Annotated in this window: 16 protein-coding genes; 12 read left to right on the top strand and 4 right to left on the bottom strand. The window is 70.1% G+C overall.

The window, feature by feature from the left end:
• The first annotated feature begins 93 nt into the window (after nt 1-93).
• The 9 genes from ACLQ28_RS18555 to ACLQ28_RS18595 all read left to right on the top strand — a co-directional run bounded on the left by ACLQ28_RS18555 (nt 94) and on the right by ACLQ28_RS18595 (nt 11,897).
• Nucleotides 94-1,758, top strand: a complete 1,665-nt coding sequence (locus ACLQ28_RS18555; protein ID WP_425687527.1) for a serine/threonine-protein kinase — start codon at nt 94-96, stop codon at nt 1,756-1,758.
• Between the two features lie 103 nt (nt 1,759-1,861).
• The gene (locus tag ACLQ28_RS18560) at nt 1,862-2,671 is read left to right on the top strand and encodes a metal-dependent hydrolase (protein ID WP_425687528.1); all 810 of its coding nucleotides are present in this window, start codon (nt 1,862-1,864) and stop codon (nt 2,669-2,671) included.
• On the top strand, nt 2,668-3,576 hold the full coding sequence (locus tag ACLQ28_RS18565; RefSeq protein ID WP_425687529.1) for an amidohydrolase family protein: 909 nt from the start codon (nt 2,668-2,670) through the stop codon (nt 3,574-3,576). The genes ACLQ28_RS18560 and ACLQ28_RS18565 overlap by 4 nt, the downstream gene beginning before the upstream one ends.
• Before the next feature lie 325 nt (nt 3,577-3,901).
• Nucleotides 3,902-4,951: a LacI family DNA-binding transcriptional regulator gene (locus ACLQ28_RS18570; RefSeq protein ID WP_425687601.1), complete on the top strand. Its 1,050-nt coding sequence runs from the start codon at nt 3,902-3,904 to the stop codon at nt 4,949-4,951.
• An 85-nt stretch (nt 4,952-5,036) separates the two neighbouring features.
• Complete coding sequence (locus ACLQ28_RS18575) at nt 5,037-6,341, top strand: ABC transporter substrate-binding protein (RefSeq protein ID WP_425687530.1); 1,305 nt, start codon at nt 5,037-5,039, stop codon at nt 6,339-6,341.
• Between the two features lie 67 nt (nt 6,342-6,408).
• Nucleotides 6,409-7,377, top strand: coding sequence for a carbohydrate ABC transporter permease (locus tag ACLQ28_RS18580; RefSeq protein WP_425687531.1), 969 nt, complete (start codon nt 6,409-6,411; stop codon nt 7,375-7,377).
• Nucleotide 7,378: 1 nt separating this feature from the next.
• Entirely contained in the window at nt 7,379-8,263 is an 885-nt protein-coding gene (locus tag ACLQ28_RS18585; protein ID WP_425687532.1) for a carbohydrate ABC transporter permease, read from the top strand.
• Nucleotides 8,260-10,491 (top strand): alpha-xylosidase, encoded by a 2,232-nt coding sequence (yicI, locus tag ACLQ28_RS18590; protein ID WP_425687533.1) that lies wholly within the window; start codon nt 8,260-8,262, stop codon nt 10,489-10,491. The genes ACLQ28_RS18585 and yicI overlap by 4 nt, the downstream gene beginning before the upstream one ends.
• Nucleotides 10,488-11,897, top strand: coding sequence for a GH1 family beta-glucosidase (locus ACLQ28_RS18595; RefSeq protein ID WP_425687534.1), 1,410 nt, complete (start codon nt 10,488-10,490; stop codon nt 11,895-11,897). Before yicI ends, ACLQ28_RS18595 begins: the two co-directional genes overlap by 4 nt.
• A gap of 58 nt (nt 11,898-11,955) precedes the next feature.
• Here the strand turns inward: ACLQ28_RS18595 and ACLQ28_RS18600 are convergent, their stop codons facing one another.
• Nucleotides 11,956-13,266: a collagen-binding domain-containing protein gene (locus tag ACLQ28_RS18600; RefSeq protein ID WP_425687535.1), complete on the bottom strand. Its 1,311-nt coding sequence runs from the start codon at nt 13,264-13,266 to the stop codon at nt 11,956-11,958.
• A 290-nt stretch (nt 13,267-13,556) separates the two neighbouring features.
• Here ACLQ28_RS18600 and ACLQ28_RS18605 point away from each other — a divergent pair, with 290 nt between their 5' ends.
• The gene (locus ACLQ28_RS18605) at nt 13,557-14,513 is read left to right on the top strand and encodes a GlxA family transcriptional regulator (RefSeq protein WP_425687536.1); all 957 of its coding nucleotides are present in this window, start codon (nt 13,557-13,559) and stop codon (nt 14,511-14,513) included.
• A gap of 42 nt (nt 14,514-14,555) precedes the next feature.
• Nucleotides 14,556-15,203: a DJ-1/PfpI family protein gene (locus ACLQ28_RS18610; RefSeq protein WP_425687537.1), complete on the top strand. Its 648-nt coding sequence runs from the start codon at nt 14,556-14,558 to the stop codon at nt 15,201-15,203.
• 297 nt (nt 15,204-15,500) lie between these two features.
• Here ACLQ28_RS18610 and ACLQ28_RS18615 read toward each other — a convergent pair whose 3' ends face one another.
• The 3 genes from ACLQ28_RS18615 to ACLQ28_RS18625 form a co-directional block, all read right to left on the bottom strand.
• The gene (locus tag ACLQ28_RS18615) at nt 15,501-16,094 is read right to left on the bottom strand and encodes a nucleotidyltransferase family protein (protein ID WP_425687602.1); all 594 of its coding nucleotides are present in this window, start codon (nt 16,092-16,094) and stop codon (nt 15,501-15,503) included.
• Nucleotides 16,095-16,336: 242 nt separating this feature from the next.
• Nucleotides 16,337-16,828: a hypothetical protein gene (locus ACLQ28_RS18620; protein WP_425687538.1), complete on the bottom strand. Its 492-nt coding sequence runs from the start codon at nt 16,826-16,828 to the stop codon at nt 16,337-16,339.
• 78 nt (nt 16,829-16,906) lie between these two features.
• Nucleotides 16,907-18,586, bottom strand: a complete 1,680-nt coding sequence (locus ACLQ28_RS18625) for a bifunctional 3'-5' exonuclease/DNA polymerase (protein WP_425687539.1) — start codon at nt 18,584-18,586, stop codon at nt 16,907-16,909.
• 150 nt (nt 18,587-18,736) lie between these two features.
• On the opposite strand from ACLQ28_RS18625, the gene ACLQ28_RS18630 reads away from it, so the two are divergent.
• Nucleotides 18,737-20,488, top strand: a complete 1,752-nt coding sequence (locus ACLQ28_RS18630; RefSeq protein WP_425687603.1) for an ABC transporter ATP-binding protein — start codon at nt 18,737-18,739, stop codon at nt 20,486-20,488.
• The last annotated feature ends 37 nt before the right edge of the window (nt 20,489-20,525 follow it).

The raw sequence follows: 20,525 nt of genomic DNA on the forward strand, positions 1-20,525 counted from the left end.
CCACCGTCCGGCGTGGATCTAGGCCGCCCAGTGGATGAGAATGCTGACGTCGGTGGCTATCGTGTAACCCGGGGTGACCGAGGGGAAGCGACCGTGCAGCAGTTGCTGATCGCGGGTCGGTACCGGCTGCTCGACCTGGTCGGCACCGGCGGGATGGGCCGGGTGTGGCTTGCTCGCGACGAGATGCTTCACCGCGACGTCGCGGTGAAGGAGATCGTGCCGCCGTCCTGGCTGGCCGAGGCCGAGCGCGAGGAGTTGCGGCTGCGCACGTTGCGCGAGGCACGCACCGCTGCCCGGCTCAACCACCCCAACGTGGTCCGCATCTACGACGTGGTGCACGACCGGGAGAACCCCTGGATCGTGATGGAGTACGTGGCGTCCCGCTCGGTGCAGCAGATCATCAGCGCCGAGGGGCCACTGAGCCCACAGCGCACCGCCCGGATCGGGCTGGCGGTGCTCGCCGCATTGCGGGCCGCGCACGCCGCCGGGGTGCTGCACCGCGACGTGAAACCGCACAACGTGCTGGTGGCCGACGACGGGCGGGTGGTGCTCACCGACTTCGGACTGGCTACCTTCGATGGCGGCGAGGGTGCGATGACCGGGCCGGGCACGGTGCTCGGTTCGCCGCAATTCGTCGCGCCGGAGCGGGCCCGCGAAGGGGTGTCCGATCCGCGTACCGACATGTGGTCGTTGGGCGCGACGCTCTATGCGACGGTCGAGGGGCAGTCGCCGTACGCGCGGTCGAGCGCGATGGCGACGCTGAGCGCACTGGCCACCGAACCACCCGACAAGATGCGCCGCGCTGGTCCCCTACGTCCCGCGCTCACCGGCCTGCTGCAGCGCGACCCCTGGCGGCGGTTGACCGCCACCGAGGTGGAGCCGCTGCTGCGCAGTGCCGCGGCGGACCACGACCAGCCCGTCGGGCCGGCCCGGTCCTCGGCGGTGGCCGCCGTACGCAGCGCGGGCCGGGTCGTCGTGCCCGACCCGATAGCCCCGGTAGGCCCAGCGGACCAGGTCGACCCGGTGGACCCGTCCGATGCCCCGGCGACGCCGACGGTACGGCCAACGAGCCGCCTCCGCAGGCGGCGCCAGCGCCTGATCGCCCTGGGTGCGGCGGCCACCGCCCTGCTCGTCGCCACAGGTGTCACGTTGACGCTGGTCGACCGCGACAATGAGCGGAAACCACCGTCCGGTTCCGGCGGCGGCATCGCGACCCCCCGACCGGCCGCCTTCGCCTGCGCGACGCCACCACCACCGCCATCGACGGCCGCACCGGTGGCATCGGTGCCCCGGCCGGCCGACGCGCGATACGAGCTGCGTGAGGGCTGGACCTGGCACGACGACCCGGCCGGGTTTCGGATCGCCGTGCCGGTGGGCTGGGCGCACTGGACCGAGGGGGCGGTGACCTGCTTCCGGGAGCCCGATGGCGCCCGGGGGCTCAGTGTCGAGGCGGGGCCCGCCCGGCCCGACCCGGTGGCGTACTGGCAGGCCGAGGAGGCGCGACTCACCACCGGCGACGCGCTACTGACCGGCTACCGCAAGGTGGACATCTCAGCGATGGACATCTTCGAGGGTGGCGCGGTCTGGGAGTGCGGCTGGGAGAACGCCGCCGGCGATCAGGTGCACAGTTTCCGGATGCTGGCCAACACGTCGGCCGAACGTTCCTACACCGTCTCGTGGTTGACAAAAGAGTTCGACTGGCAGGTCAACGCGGCATACTTGCCGATGATCCGGCAGAGCTTCACCCCCACCCTGTGACGCTGTCCGTTGTGGACCATCCGGGTGATGCCCCTGCGGCGCCGGTGCTGACTACAGTGGCGTAGCTTTGGGCGCTCAAGATCCCTGGGGAGGGTGAGCCGAAATGATGGGACCGCAGCACGCGCTGTCTGGCGCGGCGGTGTGGTTGGCCGGGTCCTGGGCACTGGACCAGTTTGCCGACTACCACCAGTCGCCGCTCGCGTTGGCCGTGGGCACCGCGGTGTGCGCCGGTGGTGCGCTCTTTCCCGACCTCGACATGTCGGGCAAGGTGACCAAGAACCAGGGTGGGGCCACCGTGGCCCGCACCTTCGGGGTCTTCTCGCTCTTCGCCGCCGAGGTGATGGAGAAGGTCTCACTCGGGGTCTACTACGCCACGAAGCTCAGCAAGGACCCCCGCCGCAACAACGGGCACCGGACGCTGACCCACACGCTGCCGTTCACCGTGCTGGTCGGCTGGGGCACCACCGCGCTCTGCGCCGCGTACGGCAAGTGGGCGGTGATCACCATCCTGTTCTTCATGTTCGGCCTCGCCATGCGCGGCCTGTTCGACGATTGGGCGGAACGCGCCGGCTGGGTGATCGTGACCCTCGCGTCGGCCGGAGCGGCCTGGTTCACCTTCGTCAACCTCCCTGGCGGGCGCGGCTATCCCCTGATCGGCACCGCCCTGGGGGTGGGCTGTTTCGTGCACATCCTCGGCGACATGATCACCCGAGCTGGCGTGCCGATCCTGTGGCCGATCCCGATCAAGCGGCGCATGTGGATGATGATCGGTCTGCCGAACCGCATCGCCCTGCGAGTCGGCAGCAAGGCCGAGGTGGTCGGGATGCGCATCGCCCTGACCGTCGTCTCGGTGCTCGCGACCATCGGCCTGATCGCGCCCTCGGTGCTGAGCCGGTTCGACATCGACATATGACAGACGCGGCGCCAGAGCCACCGCCAGCCGCGGATGCGCGGGTGCCGGAGTTCTGGCGTTCGCTGGGGCTGCCAGGTCTAGCCGACGTCCACGTGCACTTCCTGCCGCCGCGCCTGCTGCGCCGGGTGTGGGCGTACTTCGACGCCGCCGGGCCACTGGTCGGCACCGAGTGGCCGATCCGCTACCGGTGGAGCGACGCCGACCGGGTCGCGCACCTGCATCGGCTCGGCGTGCGCGCCTTCAGCGCGTTGGCGTACGCACACCGGCCGGGCATGGCCGCGGAACTCAACCGCTGGACACTGGAGTTCGCCCGCAACACCCCCGGTTGTCTGCCCTCGGCCACGTTCTTCCCCGAGCCGGACGCCCCCGGGTACGTCGAAGCGGCGCTCGCGGGCGGCGCCCGGCTGTTCAAGGTGCACCTGCAGGTCGGCGGCTTCGCACCGACCGACGAGATGTTGGACCGGGTCTGGGGGATGCTGGCCGAAACGGGTGTGCCGGTGGTGGTGCACGCCGGGCACGCCCCGGTGGGTACCGCGCACACCGGGCCGGGCCCGTTCGCCGCCCTCCTCGCCCGCCACCCTCGGCTGACCGCGGTGGTGGCGCACCTCGGCGCTCCGGACTACAGCGCCTTCCTGGACCTGGCAGAGGCGTACGAGCGGGTCCGGCTGGACACCACCATGGCGTTCACGCCGTTCCTCAACCGGTTGGTCCCCTTCCCCACCGACGAGTTGCCCCGGCTGCGCGAGTTGGGGCTGGCCGGCAAGATCCTGCTGGGCAGCGACTTCCCGAACATCCCGTACCCGTACGCCGATCAACTGACCGGGTTGGCCCAACTGGACCTGGGCGACGACTGGCTGCGCGCGGTCTGCTGGGACAGCGCCGCCGCCCTGTTCGACCTGCCCTGACTGCTCCACCCCGCGCTGGATAAGGGACTCCAGGTTGATCAGGGCGTGTCGAGCGGGGGATCGCGTCGATCTTGCAGTTGTGGTTGTCGACATGGGTGGAATGCCCCTTGTGTCAGGACAGGAAGTGCAAGATCGCGGAGCAGGGGCAGTTCGGGCCAGCAAGCCCGAAACGACCCCCGCAGCGGGCCGGACTTCTTTTCGACATCACCTATTGACGTCGCCGTAACAGGTGGCCTAGCGTCTGTCGAACCGCTTCGTCGAAGCGTTTCGACGATCATGCGGGAGCGATCCCAGGCCAGGCCGGAGGAGGTGCGCGGTGGCCACCATGCACGACGTCGCCCGCCTCGCGCAGGTCTCGGTCAGCACCGTCTCGTACGTGCTTACCGGCACCCGGCCGATCTCGCAGGCCACCCGGAACAAGGTGCTCGCCGCGATGGCCGAGCTCGACTACCAGCCCAATGCGATGGCCCGTGGCCTCGCCAGCCGGCGCAGCCGAATCCTCGGTCTGCTGATGCCGATGGACGAGCGCGGCCTCGGCGCCACCGAGACCGCCTTCGTCACCGGTGCCGCCGCCGCTGCCAGCGCCGCCGGCTACCACCTGGTGCTCTCGCCGGTCGGCGGCGGCGACCTCGACGACCTGCGTCGGCTGGCCAGCCAGCGGATGCTCGACGGCGTCGTGCTGATGGAGGTTCAGCTGGCCGACGAACGGGTCACCGTTCTGCAGGAGGCCGGCGTGCCGCTGGTGCTGATCGGCCGCACCGGTGACACCAGCACGCTCTCCTACGTCGACATCGACTTTGACCAGACCGTCCGGGAGGCCGTCGCGCACCTGGTCGGCCTCGGGCACCGGCAGATCGTCTACGTCAACCACTCGGCCGCCACGCTGGCCAGCGGTTACGGGCCCGCGTTGCGTACCCGTGACGCTTTTGTCGCGGCGATGACCGGGCACGGCCTGGACCCGGTGATGATCGCGGCCGAGGACAGCGCCGCTGGCGGGCGGGCGGCCCTGGCCGCCGCGCTCACGCAGGCTCCGGAGCTGACCGCCGTGCTGGCCATGAACGAGACCGCGATCTTCGGCATCCTCGGCGAGCTGATCGGTCGAGGGTTGTCGGTGCCCGACGACGTCTCCGTCGTCTCGATGGTCACCTCGTCGCAGGTCGCCGAGTTGGCTACCCCGGCGCTGACCGCGATGACGTCACCCGGTTCGGCTCTCGGTCGGATCGCGATCGAGGCGCTGCTGCGCCACCTGGATGGTCCTGGCGACCAACGTCACCAGCAACTGCTGCCGTGTGCGTTGGAGGTCCGGGGATCGACCGCCGCGCCACGTCGGCCGGCATTGGTCACCTCTCGTCCGTCGTCGAGCGACGGGGGCTGACCAGCGACAACGGCCCGCCGCCGCGCGGCAACGCGACGACGGGCCCCGTGAAGTACCGGCTAGATACTCAACGAGGAGGATAGCAATGCAGCGATTCCGCCGGCTCGTCGCCGCGATCGCCCTGGCGGCGACCGCGACGACCACCGTGGCCGCCTGCGGCGGTGGTGACAACGGGGACGACAGCGATGCCAAGGTCCTGAAGCTCTGGCACTACGAGAGCGAAACCAGCGCCATGGGGGTCGGCTGGAACCGGGCGATCGAGATCTTCAAGTCCGAGCACCCGGGCGTCGAGGTGCGCTTCGAGCGCAAGGCGTTCGAGCAGATCCAGCAGAACGCTGGCATGATCATCAACTCGTCCGAGGGCCCGGACATCATGGAGTACAACAAGGGCAACGCGACCGCCGGTCTGCTCTCCTCCCAGGGCCTGCTCTCCGACCTGAGCGCCGAGGCCGACAAGCGCGGCTGGGCCGGCAAGCTCAGCCCCAGTCTGCAGACCACCGCCCGCTACAGCGACAAGGGCGTGATGGGCTCGGGCAAGTGGTTCGGCGTGCCGAACTACGGCGAGTACGTGACGGTCTACTACAACAAGGACCTCTTCGAGCGTAACGGCGTCAAGGTTCCGACCACGATGGCCGAGATGACCGCCGCGATGGACACCTTCGTCGGTAAGGGGATCACCCCGCTGGGCGTGGCCGGCGCCGAGTACCCGGCCGGTCAGCTCTTCTACCAGCTGGCGCTGTCGAAGGCGGACCGGCAGTTCGTCGACAACTACCAGCTCTACAAGAACCCGGTGGACTTCAAGGCCGACCCGCTGAAGTACGGCGCGGACACCTTCGCCGACTGGGTGCGCAAGGGCTACGTCGCCAAGGACTCGGCCAGCCTGAAGGCCGAGGACATGGGCACCGCGTTCATCGGCGGCAAGGTTCCGATGATCGTCTCGGGCAGCTGGTGGTACGGCCGGTTCAAGACCGAGATGAAGGCCAACTGGGACACCTTCCTCTTCCCCGGCAACACCCTGCAGGCCGGCTCCTCCGGCAACCTCTGGGTCGTCCCGGAGAACAGCAAGGCCAAGAGCCTGGCGTACGACTTCATCGACATCACCCTGCGTCCGGAGATCCAGGACCTGATCGGCAACAACGGTGGTGTTCCGGTCGCCGCTGACGCGTCGAAGATCAGCGACCCGAAGGACCGCAAGCTGATCGAGGACTTCAACACGGTCAGCAAGTCCGACGGGCTCGCGTTCTACCCGGACTGGCCGGTCCCCGGCTACTACGACGTGCTGGTGGGCGGCTTCCAGGGCCTGATCAACGGCTCCAAGTCGCCCGACCAGGTCCTCGACTCGATCGCCAAGCCGTACGCGGATGGCGTCAAGGAGATCACCGGCAAGTGACACGGCGAGCGGCGGGCGCGATCGGCACGACCGGCGCGCCCGCCCGCCCCGCCGGGAAGGATCTTCCATGGCAGTCTCCGAGACGGTCGCCGCCACACCGCCGGCCGTGACCCCCACCCCGCCCGTGCCCAGCCGCCGACGTCGCGGCCGCAACGCGGCGTACTGGCTCTACCTGCTCCCCGGAGCGGTGCTCTTCATCCTGGTCATCGGCGCACCGCTGATCGGCACCCTCTACCTGTCGCTGACCAAGTGGTCCGGCATCGGTGACCCCAGGTGGGTCGGCCTGGACAACTACCAGCAGTTGTTGCACGACGACGTGTTCTGGGCGTCGTTCCGCAACACCGTCTGGATGCTCGTCGCAATGGTGGTGGTGCCCACCCTGCTCGGGCTGCTGCTCGCCGCGGTGCTCTTCGACGTCATCGGCCGCCGGTTCAAGCCCCGCACCGCCGCCGCGTTGCGGGCCGCGTTCTACCTTCCGCAGGTGCTGCCCGTGGTGGTGGCCGGCATCGTCTGGGGCTGGATCCTGCGCCCCGACGGGGCGTTCAACAGCCTCCTCGACGCGGTCGGTCTCGGCGCGCTACGCCACGACTGGCTCGGCGACCCGGACACTGCCCTGCCGGCCGTGATGGCGGTGATGATCTGGGTGCAGATCGGCTACCCGGTGGTCGTCTTCATGGCGGCGCTGCAGCGGGTCGACCCCGAGTTGTACGAGGCGGCCGAGGTCGACGGCGCGAACTGGGTCCACCGGTTCCGGGCGATCACTCTCCCGCAGATCCGGCCGGAAACCTTCGTGGTGGCCCTGACCTGCACCATCGCCGCACTGAAGGTGTTCGGGCCGATCTTCGCCCTGACCCGGGGCGGCCCGGAGAACGCCACGAACGTGCCGTCCTACTTCGCTTACTACACGTTCTTCAAGAAGCTGCAGGTCGGCTACGGTTCCGCGATCTCCACCGTGCTGACTCTGATCATCGTTGTGGTGGCCGTGCTCTTCATCTGGCTGCAGGCTCGCAGCGAGCGCCGGGACCGGGGGTTCTGAGATGGCCGTCATCACTCCGACCGCCGCGCCGGTGACGCCACGCCGGCCCGTACGCGATCGGCACCACCGCGGCGTCAGCCGCTGGGTCGTGCTCGCCCTGGTCGTCCTCGGCGCGCTGGTCATGCTGGTGCCGTTCGCGTTCATGCTGCTCAACGCGTTCAAGTCGCCCGGCGACTACTCGTCTGCTGGCCCGCTGAGCTGGCCGACGGAGTTCTACACCTTGGGTCTGCGGACGTACTGGACCGAGGTGAACTTCCCGCTCAAGCTCTGGAATTCGACGCTCATCGCCGGCTCCGTGGCCGTGCTCGGCGTCGCCGTGTCGCTGCTCAACGCGTACGCCCTGGGCATCGGCCGGGTCCGTGGCCGGCTCTGGATCGTCGGTCTCTTCCTGCTGGCCAACATGCTGCCGCAGGAGGCGCTGATCTACCCGCTGTACTACGTGGCGAAGCAGGTCGGTCTCTACAACACCCAACTCTCGGTGATCATCATCTTCACCGTGATCCAGAGCGCGTTCGGCACGTACCTGCTCGCCTCGGTGATGAGCACGTTCCCGCGCTCGCTACTCGAGGCCGCGGCGCTGGACGGCGCCGGCAAGTGGACGGTGCTGTGGCGGGTGGTCTTCCCGAACCTGCGGCCCACCCTCGCGGTGCTGCTCATCTTCTTCTTCATCTGGACCTGGAACGAGTTCCTCATCCCGCTGGTCATGCTGATCGACAACCAGACGCAGACCATTCCGGTCGCGCTGGCGTCGCTGCAGGGCGACCGGCTGATGGACGCTCCGACCACCAACGCCGGCGCGCTGATCAGCCTCGTGCCGGCGATCCTCTTCTTCCTCATCTTTCAGCGCACCCTGGCGCGCGGCATCACGGCAGGAGCCGAGAAGTGAAGTTCACCGACGGGTACTGGCAGCTGCGCCCCGGCGTCAGCGTCCTGCGCCCCGGCATCGTGGAATCGGTCGAGCCGGACGATCGCGGCTTCACCGTCTTCGCGCCGACCGGTCAGATCACCGGACGCGGCGACACCCTCAACCGGCCTCTCGTCACCGTCCGGTTCTTCTCCCCCGCCCCCGGCGTCATCGGGGTGACCATCGCCCACCACACCGGCGGGCTGCCCCGCGAGCCGCACTTCGGGCTGAACACCGACGAGACGCACCCGGTCACCGTCGACGTCACCGGGATCAGCGCGACGCTGACCACCGGTGAGCTGACCGCGCGGGTCGCGCTCGTCGACGGGTGGCGGGTCGACTTCCTGCACGGCGACCGGCTGGTCACCGCGTCCACCGAGCGCAGCATCGGCGTCGTCACCGACGCCGAGGGCCGGCCGCACGTGCACGAGCGGCTCGCGCTCGGTGTCGGTGAGACGGTGTACGGGTTGGGTGAGCGCTTCGGCCCGTTCGTCAAGAACGGGCAGACCGTCGACATCTGGAACGCCGACGGCGGCACCGCCAGCGAGCAGGCGTACAAGAACGTGCCGTTCTACCTGAGCAGCGCCGGCTACGGGGTGTTCGTGGACCACCCGGAGCACGTGTCGTTCGAGGTCGGCTCCGAGGTCGTCACGCAGACCCAGTTCAGCGTCGAGGGGCAGTCGCTCACCTACTACGTCATCGACGGGCCCAACCCGAAGGACGTGCTGCGCCGCTACACCGCGCTCACCGGCCGGCCGGCGCGGGTCCCCGCCTGGTCGTACGGGCTGTGGCTGTCCACCTCGTTCACCACCTCGTACGACGAGAAGACGGTGACGGAGTTCGTCGACGGGATGGCTGAGCGTGGGCTGCCGCTGTCGGTGTTCCACTTCGACTGCTTCTGGATGCGTCAGTTCCACTGGGTCGACTTCGTCTGGGACCCGGCGACCTTCGGAGACCCGGAGGGGATGCTGCGCCGGCTGCACGAGCGTGACCTGAAGGTGTGCGTCTGGATCAACCCGTACATCGCACAGCGCTCGTACCTGTTCGAGGAGGGCCGCGAGGCCGGCTACCTGGTCCGCAACCCGGACGGGTCGGTCTGGCAGTGGGACAAGTGGCAGGCCGGCATGGCGCTTGTCGACTTCACCAACCCGGACGCGGTCCGCTGGTTCACCGGCAAGCTCAAGGCGCTGCTCGACATGGGCGTCGACTGCTTCAAGACCGACTTCGGTGAGCGCATCCCGACCGACGTGGTGTGGCACGACGGCTCCGACCCGCAGCGGATGCACAACTACTACTCCTACCTCTACAACAAGGCCGTCTTCGAGCTGCTGGAAACGGAGCGTGGCAAGGGCGAGGCGGTGCTGTTCGCCCGCTCAGCCACCGCCGGTGGGCAACAGTTCCCGGTGCACTGGGGCGGCGACTGCGAGTCGACCTTCGTCGCGATGGCCGAGTCGCTGCGCGGCGGGTTGTCCCTGGCCGCGTCCGGCTTCGGCTACTGGAGCCACGACATCGGCGGCTTCGAGGGCACCCCTGATTCGGCTGTGTTCAAGCGGTGGGTCGCCTTCGGGTTGCTCTCGTCGCACTCCCGGCTGCACGGTTCCGGCTCGTACCGGGTGCCGTGGGCCTTCGACGACGAGGCCGTCGACGTGCTGCGGCACTTCACCCAGCTCAAGCTCGGCCTGATGCCGTACCTGGCGGCCGCCGCGCAGGAGGCACACCGCGACGGTACGCCGGTGATGCGGCCGATGTTCCTGGAGTTCCCGAACGACCCGGCCACGACGCACCTGGACCGGCAGTACATGCTCGGCCCCGACGTGCTTGTCGCTCCGGTGCTCAGTGCCGACGGCGACGTCACCTATTACGTACCCGCTGGCACCTGGACGCACCTGGTCACCGGAGCGCAGGTCACCGGCCCGGCGTGGGTCACCGAGAAGCACGGGTTCGACAGCCTGCCGGTGCTGGCACGGCCCGGCGCGGTCATCCCGTTCGGCTCTCGCAACGATCGACCGGACTACGAGTGGGCCGACGGTGTGCGGCTGCGGTTGTTCGCACCGGCGGAAGGGCAGCGCACCCGGGTACGGGTACCGTCACCCGGGGACGGGCCGGGCGCCGAGTTCGACGTGCGCTACGAGGCTGGGACGGCCAGCGCCGAACTGGTCGCCGGCACCTCGACGGGCTACATCTGCGAGATCCAGGGGACGGAACGATGACGCAACACCACTTCCCGGAAAGCTTCGTCTGGGGGTCGGCGACGGCCTCGTACCAGATCGAGGGCGCTGCCACCGAGGACGGGCGCGGACCGTCCATCTGGGACACCTACAGCCACACCCCCGGTCGGACGCTCAACGGCGACACCGGCGACGTGGCCGCCGACCACTACCACCGGTGGGCTGAGGACCTCGGGCACATCGCCGACCTCGGGCTCAGCGCGTACCGGTTCTCCATCGCCTGGCCGCGGGTGCAGCCGGGTGGCTCGGGCCGGTTCAACCAGGCCGGCATCGACTTCTATTCGCGGCTGGTGGACGGTCTGCTGGAGCGGGGCGTCCGCCCGGTGGCCACCATGTACCACTGGGACCTGCCGCAGGAGTTGGAGGACGCCGGCGGCTGGGCGGTGCGGGAGACCGCGCTGCGCTTCCAGGAGTACGCGGCGGGCATCGTCGGTGCCCTGGGCGACCGGGTGCACACCTGGACGACGCTCAACGAGCCGTGGTGCTCGGCGTACCTGGGCTACGCCTCGGGTGTGCACGCGCCCGGTCGGACCGAGCCGGCGGCGGCACTGGCCGCGGTGCACCACCTCAACCTCGCGCACGGCCTGGCCGGCCGGGTGGTGCGGGAGCTGGCCCCGGCGGCCGAGCTGTCGGTGACGCTGAACCTGCACGTCATCCGTGGGGCGTCTGACTCGGACGCGGACTCCGACGCGGTGCGTCGGATCGACGCGTTGGCCAACCGGGCGTTCCTCGGCCCGATGCTGGACGGGGCGTACCCGGCCGACCTGCTGGCCGACACCGCATCCGTCACCGACTGGTCGTTCGTCCGCGAGGGCGACGAGAAGGCGATCGCCGTGCCGCTGGACGTGCTCGGGGTGAACTACTACTCGAGCACCCTGGTCCGGGCCTGGGACGGGGTGTCGGCCCGCTCCGACGCCGACGGGCACGGTGCTTCGGCCTCCACGCCGTGGGTCGCCGCGGACAACGTCGACTTCCTGCCGCAGCCGGGCCCGTACACGGCGATGGGTTGGAACATCGACCCGCCGGCCCTGACCGAGCTGCTGCTGCGCCTGCACCACGCGTACCCGAGCCAGCCGATGATGATCACCGAGAACGGTGCGGCGTTCGACGACGTCGTGTCGGCCGACGGCCAGATCCACGACGACCGTCGGATCGACTACCTGCGCCGGCACATCGGCGCGATGGCCGACGCCCGGGCGCAGGGCGCCGACGTCCGCGGCTATTTCGTCTGGTCGCTGCTTGACAACTTCGAGTGGGGCTACGGCTACGACCGCCGCTTCGGGATCATCCGCGTCGACTACGACACCCAGGTGCGCACCTGGAAGGACAGCGCCCACTGGTACCAGCGGCTCGCCGCCACCGGCGAGCTGGACCAGACACCGGACTGACTCGACCCCACGGCGTTGGTGGGCCCAGGACCGTGTCCTGGGCCCACCGTCGCCAGTGTCAGTTCTCGTTACGTCGCAGTCTCAGTCGGGCCAGCAGTAGCAGGCCCACGCCGAGGCCGACTCCGGCGGACCCTATCCCGAGCATCGGCCAGGACGAGGTGCCGGTGACCGGCAACGGGTGCTTGGTCGGGTAGCCCGTCGGGCTCACCGGCGGCTGGGTCGTCGGTGCGGAGGTCGGCCCGGTAGGTGTGGGTGTCGGCCCCGTCGGTGTGGGCGTCGGCCCCGTCGGTGTTGGCGTCGGCGTCGACGGTGTGGGCGTCGGCGTCGTCGGTGTGGGCGTCGGCGTCGACGCTGTCGGCGTCGGCGTCGGTTGGGAGCAGTTCAGCAGCGTCGAGAACGGGAAGTCGTGGATCTCCCCGCCGTCGTGCGTCAGAGTCCGGCTGATGACGCTTCCCTCGATGTTGCTGTTCGTCGCGGCATTCAGGGCGGCGTTGGGCGCGTAGATCGTGCCCTCCAGCGTCGCACTGTCGTCGGTAAGCGTGATCGAGGTGGCAGTCGGGAGGTTGAACAGGATGTATCTGGCCTGCTGTCCGCCGATTCCGGCGAAGTTCGGCACCCGCCAGATGAACTCGTCATCGACGTCGCTGGTGTCCACGTTGACCAGCAGTGGCGTGTCGGCTGTGGGCTGGTCGGCAAAGGTGAGCACCGAAATGTTGGCAAGGTCGCTGGCCGACAGATTGAGCACGTTCGTGACACCCGGGGTGAGGTTGACCACCGCGTTGCTGCCCGGGGGAACGGGCCGGGGCAACGGCGCACCCTCGGGGGTGGTCAGCACAACGTTCCCCTGACAGGTGGCCAAACTGGTGGCGGTCACGCGGAACCCGTCGAACGCGCTGGCAAAATCCAGCGGCGAGGACGGCCCGACACTCGCCACAGGTTGTCGGGTTACGAGTTCGACCCGGGGTGCTGCCTCGTAGTCGTCCGCCGGCAGGACCCTGGTGTTGACCGCTGCGTCGTTGTTGTCGGTGTCGCGGACAAATGTTCCGGTCAGGTCACCGATCTTCACGTAGCCGTTCTGCAACACCTGCAGCCGCGACCCGGGGACGCTGGCGGCGAAGTCGACCCGGCCGCCCACCAGGAGCGCCGTCGGATTACCGTCCGGCGGCACGACGAAAGACCCAGCATTGTTCGCGGCGACCTGATAGTTGCCGAAGCTGAGGTTGCCTCCGACTGCAATGGTCCCCTCGTTCTCGGCACCGAGCAGCCGCGCGTCTCCGGCGGTCATGACTAGGAAGCCCTGCGTGCCGGCCACCGGATCGACCGGTTGCCGGGGCTGAGCCTCGGAGGTGGTCGCCAGCAGAGCCAGCATGACGACGGTCGCCCCTCCCACCAAGGGCAGAAGCAGGCGTCGATTGCCCACCCTGGTACGCGCTCTCATTTGCACTGTCTCACTAAAGGTCACGAATCGGTAACGAGCCGCCCCGCAGCATGAGACGCACCGGTCCGCAGAATCACCCCAAACGGTGATCCAAGGGTCAAATCACCGTCCCCGGCGGCTCGCCGCCCCCCAGCCGTCTCGACTGCGGCGTCCAGCGCCGTGTCACTTTCCGTGGGTACGGCGTCATTGCGCCATGATGGCTCGGCCGGCAGGCTCAGGGCATGGTTGAGCGCGTCACCGTTGTCGCTTTTCCGGGCGTGCAGTCCCTCGACATCGCCGGGCCGTGGGAGGTCCTGACAGGGGCGAACCGGCACCAGGCAGCACGTGGTGAGCAACCCGCGTATGACCTGAGGCTGGCGGGCGCGGAGGCCGAGGTGGCGTCCGAGAGCGGCCTCATCATGGTGGCCGAAGCGCTCGGAGAGCCTGTCCGGGCCGGCACCCTCGTCGTCCCCGGCGGCCGTACGGCGGCCGCCGAGGATGGGCACGCCGACCTCGTCGACTGGTTGCGGGAGTGCCGTCCCACACGATTGTTGTCGATCTGTTCCGGAGCGTTCCTCTGCGCACGCGCTGGGTTGCTCAGCGGTCGCCGGGTTGCCACCCACTGGTCCGTGTCCAGGGACCTCGGTCGGCGATTTCCCGACCTCACCGTCGACCACGACGCTCTCTACGTGCACGACGGCCCGGTATGGACGTCGGGTGGTGTCACGGCAGGAATCGACCTGGCACTGGCTGTCGTGGCGGCCGACCACGGAGCACGAGTCGCCCAGGAGATCGCCCGCTGGCTCGTGATGTTTCTGCATCGGCCCGGACAGCAGGCCCAGTTCTCCGGCCCGGTGTGGTTGGAACGCGCCACCGAGAAGCGGGTAGCCGCCGTTCAGCGTGCCCTCGAAGCCGACCCGACGGCGACACACCGCGTCGATGACCTTGCCGCGCAGCTCGCCATGTCACCTCGCCACTTCCAGCGTCTCTTCGCCCGTGAGACGGGACTCACCGTCGGGCGCTACCTCACCGAACTTCGCCTGGAGACCGCCAAACGCCTTCTGGTGCAGTCCGACCTCGCCCTCGATGCGGTGGCGGCCAGGTCGGGATTCGGGTCCGACGAGTCACTTCGACGCGTCTTCGGCGAACGACTCGGCACGACCCCGGGCGCGTTTCGCGCACGCTTCTCGATGCTCTGACCGCATTCGACTGCCCATCGCCTTGAACCGAAAGGACCTCTGGTGACCCACGTCATCATTCCGCTGTACGACCGCTTCACCGCGCTGGACGTCATCGGCGTCTACCAGCCACTGGCCCTCACCCCGGGCATTGACGTGGCCCTGGTCGCCGAACGCCCCGGTCCCGTCCGAGACGACTGCGGGATGGCCTCCCTGGTGGCCGAGACCGCGCTCGAAGACGTGGAAGCGGCCGACGTTCTCGTCGTCCCGGGAGGACCAGGGACCGCTCAGGCTCTCACCGGCCCTCTGCCAGGCTGGATCAGACGGATCCACGACACGACGACGTTCACGACCTCCGTGTGCTCCGGCTCGCTCCTGCTGGGGGCCGCCGGGCTGCTTCAGGGACGACGGGGCACCAGCCACTACCGCGTGACGCAGGAGCTGATCCGCTTCGGCGCCGAGCCGACGGACCAGCGAGTCGTCGAAGAACTGGACGCCCGCATCATCACGGCGGCCGGCGTGTCGAGCGGCATCGACATGGGACTGAGACTCGTCGAACTCCTCACCGACCGGACGACCGCAGAGAGCATCCAGCTGATGATGGAGTACGACCCACAACCGCCGTTCGACAGCGGCCACCCATCCCGTGCGACAGCCGAGGTGATCGCCCGAGCGGCAGCGTACGAGAGCGCGGCCAGAGTGGCGCACTGACCTGCCGTTGCTGGACGGGCTCCCCGGTGAACTTAGGCCGCGCCAGGGGCTGCGGGCACAGCGAAGGGCGCTCGCCATCCGTTTTGGCTGCCTGCCCTGTCGATGTGCTGTTGAGCGGTATACCTCAGAGGTATGAATATGACTCTGAGGTATACCGCTCAGCACCGCGCGTGCTCACCCTCTCCCGCGATCTTGCACTTACGGCCCCGACATAGGGGGTATTCCACGCATCTCGGCGACGGAAACTGCAAGATCGGCGCCCCGGGCGAGCCGGGCGTGGGTGAGCCGCGGTGTGGGCTAGACGCCTACCCGCTGCGGCGGCACGGTGAGGCCGTAGAGGGCCATCAACTCCGGTGTGTCGACCCGGCTGCCGTCGGCCACCGAGTCGCAGGCGATGTCGACGATCTGGTCCTTGTGCGCCAACAGGTAGGGCCGGGCGCCCACGTCGGCGCTGGCCAGCGTCGCGATGCCGGGCCAGTGCCGGCGGCCGAAGAGCATCGGGTAGCCGCGCAGCCCGTCGTACGTCGCGCAGACCAGCACGTCCGGGTACGGCAGCGCGGCCACTCGACGAACCGCCGCGGGGGTCAGCCCTGGCATGTCGACCGGGACCACCACCACCGCCTCGATCCCCTCGTCGCCCATGGCCGCCAGACCAGCCCGGATCGACGAACCGACCCCGGTGCCCCACGCCTTGTTGATCACTACGGTGGCCTTGCCCAGGTCAGCGGTCTCCCGCACCTGATCCGCGGCGGCACCCAGCACGACTACGATCTGCTCGCAGCCCGCCTCGGTCATCGTGTCGATCATCTGGTTGACCAGGGGCTTCTCACCCTGGTGCAGCAGCGCCTCGGGGCCACCGATCCGTCGTCCCCCGCCCGCGGCGATGATCATTCCTGCGATCCGGTTCAGCTGCGCCCCCTCAAGCATGGGACCGACCGTGACCGATCCGCCCCTTCCTACGGACACTGCAACGAGGACGGTTGGGCGAGGGTGGCGGGGCGAATAGGAGAAATAGTGCAACTGTTACACGCCCGGCATCTCCCAGCGCGGGCACCTGATGGTCACCGAGCACGGCTCGGCGTTCGACGCGGTGGGGTCGGCCGACGGCCGGGTTCGCCGGGACCGAGCGGCGATCAGTTCGCCTCTGCGGACAGTGCGACCGCGGTGCCGCCCCAACGCCGGGGCACCCGTCGAGCCACCCAGCCGAGGCCGCACACGGTGAGCGCGTACAGGACAACCGGTGCAAGGACGAGGAGCGCGGCGATTGCCGCGACCAGGGGCACGTAGCCGGCGGACACCTCCGTGGCAATCGCCCCGGTCACGGCATAGACGACGGCCAGGGCGACCGCGACGGTCACGGACAGCGCCACCACCCGGCCGGTACCCCGACGTCCACAGACGGCGTCCGCGACCACCACGGCCGGCAGGAAGAGCAGGGGGAGCAGGACCATGCCGAGCACTGCGGCGGCCAGCGTGAGCATCGGTCCGGCGAGCGGGCCACCCAGCTCGGACCCGGTGGCCAGCGCGTACGCCAACAGGCCGAAATAGCCCACGACCCCCTCGGCGACGAAGACCAGCCAGGCGGCGGCCATTCCGGCCAGATGACGGACGACTGCGGCGACCATGGCACACCTTCCCATCCCGACGGAGGCGCAGGGCTCCAGTGAGGCTAACCGAGGCGCTGCCTCGGGTTGGGCCCCCGCTCAGGCCGCGTCGGCGTAGCAGTCGACGATGGACAGATCCATCGGAAACCGGACCGGCGTCTCGCCGAACAGCAGCGCGGACGCCCTCTCGCCGGAACGGGTCACGGCCTCGGCGACCGAGGCCGCCTGACCGGCGGGCGCGTGCACGACCACCTCGTCGTGCTGGAAGAAGACCAGCTCGGAGTCGGTGCCGGCCAGCTCCGTACGCAGTGTCGCCAGCAACGTGGAGGCCCACTCCGCAGCGGTTGCCTGGATGACGAAGTTGCGTGTGAAGCGCCCTCTGGACCGCGCGGCACGGGCTCGGGGACTGCGCGGGTCCGCCGAGCCTTCCGGATCGGTCGGCACGTCGTCGGGATCACCGAACCCGACCGAGCCGGGCGGGCACGTCCGCCCCAGCCACGACCGCACCAGCCCACCTGCCTCACCGGTACGTGCCGCCGCCTCGACGTAGCCGAACGCCGTCGGGTAACTGCGCTTCAGCACCGCCAACGCGGGCACCGCAGCGCCGCCGGTCTGCCCGTACATGGCACCGAGCAGGGCCACCTTGGCCCGAGCCCGGTCACCGCCGAACGAGTCCCGCGCCAGTGCGGCGTAGAGGTCGCCGGCCCCACCCGCGGCCGCCAGCCGGGCGTCGCCGGAGACAGCGGCGAGCACCCGGGGCTCCAACTGGCCGGCGTCGGCGACCACGAACTGCCAGCCCGGATCGGCCACCACCGCACGCCGGATCACCTTCGGGATCTGCAACGCGCCGCCGCCCCGGGTGGCCCAACGGCCGCTGACCACCCCACCCGGCACGTACTCGGACTGGAACCGGCCGTCGCGCACCCACTGCTCGCGCCAGGACCAACCGTGCGCCGTCCAGATCCGGTAGAGCTCCTTGTATTCGAGCACCAGCGGCACCGCCGGATGGTCCACCTCACGCAGCACCCAGGCCCGGGTGTTGGGCAGTTCCACCCCGACCCGGGCGAACGCCTTCAACAGCTCCGCCGGAGAGTCGGCGTGCAGGTGGCGTACGCCGAACGCGTCGGCGATCCGGGTGGCCAACTCGGCCAGCCGACGCGGTGGGCCACCGACCGGGGACGCCTCGCCGAGCAACTCGCCAAGGATCTCGTCGTGCACGTCGGCGCGCCAGGGCAGCCCGGCGACGCCCATCTCCACCGCGATCAGAGCGCCGGCCGACTCGGCGGCCACCAGCAACCGGAACCGGCCCGGGTGCTCGGTGGCGGCGATGCGAGCGAGTTGGTCGGCGTACACCTGGGTCAGGGCGTCGATGCCCGGGCCCGACGGACCGGGCAGCGTGTCGAAGAGCGCGCCCTGGCCGTGCCCGGGCGGCGCGGCGGCGCGCGGCGGCGGGTCGGGCGGCACCGCCGCGCCGGTCAACCGGGCCCAGGCGGCGGCCAGCGAGCGGGGCTCACCCCAGCGGCCGGCATGCCCGAGCAGCAGCGCCTCGGTCAACTCCACGTCGTGGCACCTGTCGACTCGGACGCCGGCGCGCAGCAGCCCCGGGTAAATCGATGGGGCGGCCGACCAGACCCAGCGCGGGTGCTCGGCGGCCTCCCGCGCGGCGACAGCGGCGGCCAGGTCGGCGACGACCTCGGTCGGGCCGGCCGCCCGGCCTGCGGCGTCCAGCGGGCACAGCACTCCCCCGCCTCGCTCATCAGCCACCACCGCCACCAGCACGAACGCGATTCTGCCCCTCCCCTCCGACAGGAAGTGAGGGGCACCTTACGTTTGTCGGGTCGGTGGGGTGTCGGAGCGGACCGGTAGCGTGACCTGGTGCCTCCGCAGATCCCGCATTCCGCTCCTGGCACTCCGGACACCCGCGGTCCGATGCGATACCTCTGGTGGTTGATCCGCCGGCAACCCTGGCGGGTGCTGCGCGGCAGCCTGCTCGGGACGACCTGGATGATCGGCCTGTCGGCACGGCCCTACCTGATCGCCCGTGCGGTCGACGACGGGCTGCGCGCACGCGACACCCGGGCCCTGGCGTTCTGGGTCGCGGCGATCATCGTCGCCGGACTGGCCCTGTCGTACGTCGGCACCATGCGGCACCGCACGATGACCTTCATCCGGGAGGACGCCAAGGCCCGCACGGCGGAGGTGCTGCTGCGCCACCTGTCCCGAATCGGCGCCGCGCTCCCGCGCCGGATCGGCGCGGGCGAGGTGGCCACCGTCGGCGGTTCCGACATCAACTGGACGGCGGAGGTGTTGACGCTGACCGGGCCGGGCGTCGGCGCGATCATCGCGTACGCGGTCATCGCCGTGGTGCTCTGGTCGATCTCCCCGCTGCTCGCGCTCTGCGTGCTGGTGGGAGTGCCGGTGGTCGGGCTGGTCGTCGGGCCGCTGCTGCGCCGCCTCGAACGCGCGGAGTCCGTCTACCGCCAGCAACAGGGCGCGCTCACGGCCCGATCCGGAGACATCGTGGCCGGGCTGCGCGTGCTCGCCGGGGTGGGCGGTCGGGACCTCTTCGCCCGGCGGTACGCGGCCAGATCCCAGGACCTGCGCGCCGAGGGCTACCGGGTCGGCGCGGTCAACAGCTGGATCGACGCGGCGAGCGTCGCCATCCCCGGGTTGTTCCTGGCGGCGGTGGTCTGGCTGACGGCCCGCATGGCGGTGACCGGTGACGTCACGATCGGTGAGTTGGTCGCCGTCTACGGCTACGTGGCGACCCTGATCGTGCCGGTCTGGTTCCTGCTCGAAGGCAGTTACCAACTGATCCGGGGGCGGGTTGCCGCCCGGCGGATCGCCGACCTGCTCAACGTGAGCCCCGACGATGTCGGCGGTCCGGGCCGACGGTGGCCGGGCCCCGTGCCCGACGCCCGTCGGCCGGGCGCCCTGGACGCGCCGGCCGGCCCTGCCGACCTGCACGACCCGGTGACCGGGCTGACCGTGCGCGCCGGTCGGCTGACCGGGGTGGCGGCAGACGACCCGGCAGCGGGCGTGGCCTTGGCCGACCGGCTTGGCCGTTACGTGGTCAGCGGGACGACCTGGGGCGGTGTGCCGCTGACCGGGATCGCCCTGGACGAGGTCCGCTCCCGCATCGTCGTCGCCGACCACGACTCGTACCTCTTCGCCGGGACCCTGCGGGACATCCTCCGACCCACCGGCGGCGACGCCGGAGGAGATGATCACGACCGGGTTCGCGCGGCGCTGCGGGTCGCCTCGGCCGAGGACGTCGTCGACGCCCTGCCGGCCGGGCTGGACACCCCGATCGACGCCCGAGCCCGGACCCTCTCCGGCGGTCAACGCCAACGGGTCCGCCTGGCCCGGGCACTCCGCACCGAGCCGGAGGTGCTGATCCTCATCGACCCGACGTCGGCGGTGGACGCGCACACCGAGGCCCGGATCGCCGAGCGGCTGCGAGCCGCGCGGGCCGGACGGACCACCGTGGTGATCACCACGTCGCCACTGCTGCTCGGCCGGGCCGACCTGGTCGCGCACCTGAGCGCCGGCCGGATCACCTCCACCGGCACCCACGAGGGAATGCTCGACTACGAACCGGGCTACCGACGCCTGGTGGCCCGGGGCAGCGAGGATCCGGACATCGAGCGGCCCGCCGACACCGAGGAGGCGTACCGGTGACCCGGCTGCCCGTTGCCGACCGCCGCACCGTACGCCG

The sequence above is a fragment of the Micromonospora sp. DT201 genome, from assembly GCF_049841575.1.
Taxonomy (GTDB): domain Bacteria; phylum Actinomycetota; class Actinomycetes; order Mycobacteriales; family Micromonosporaceae; genus Micromonospora.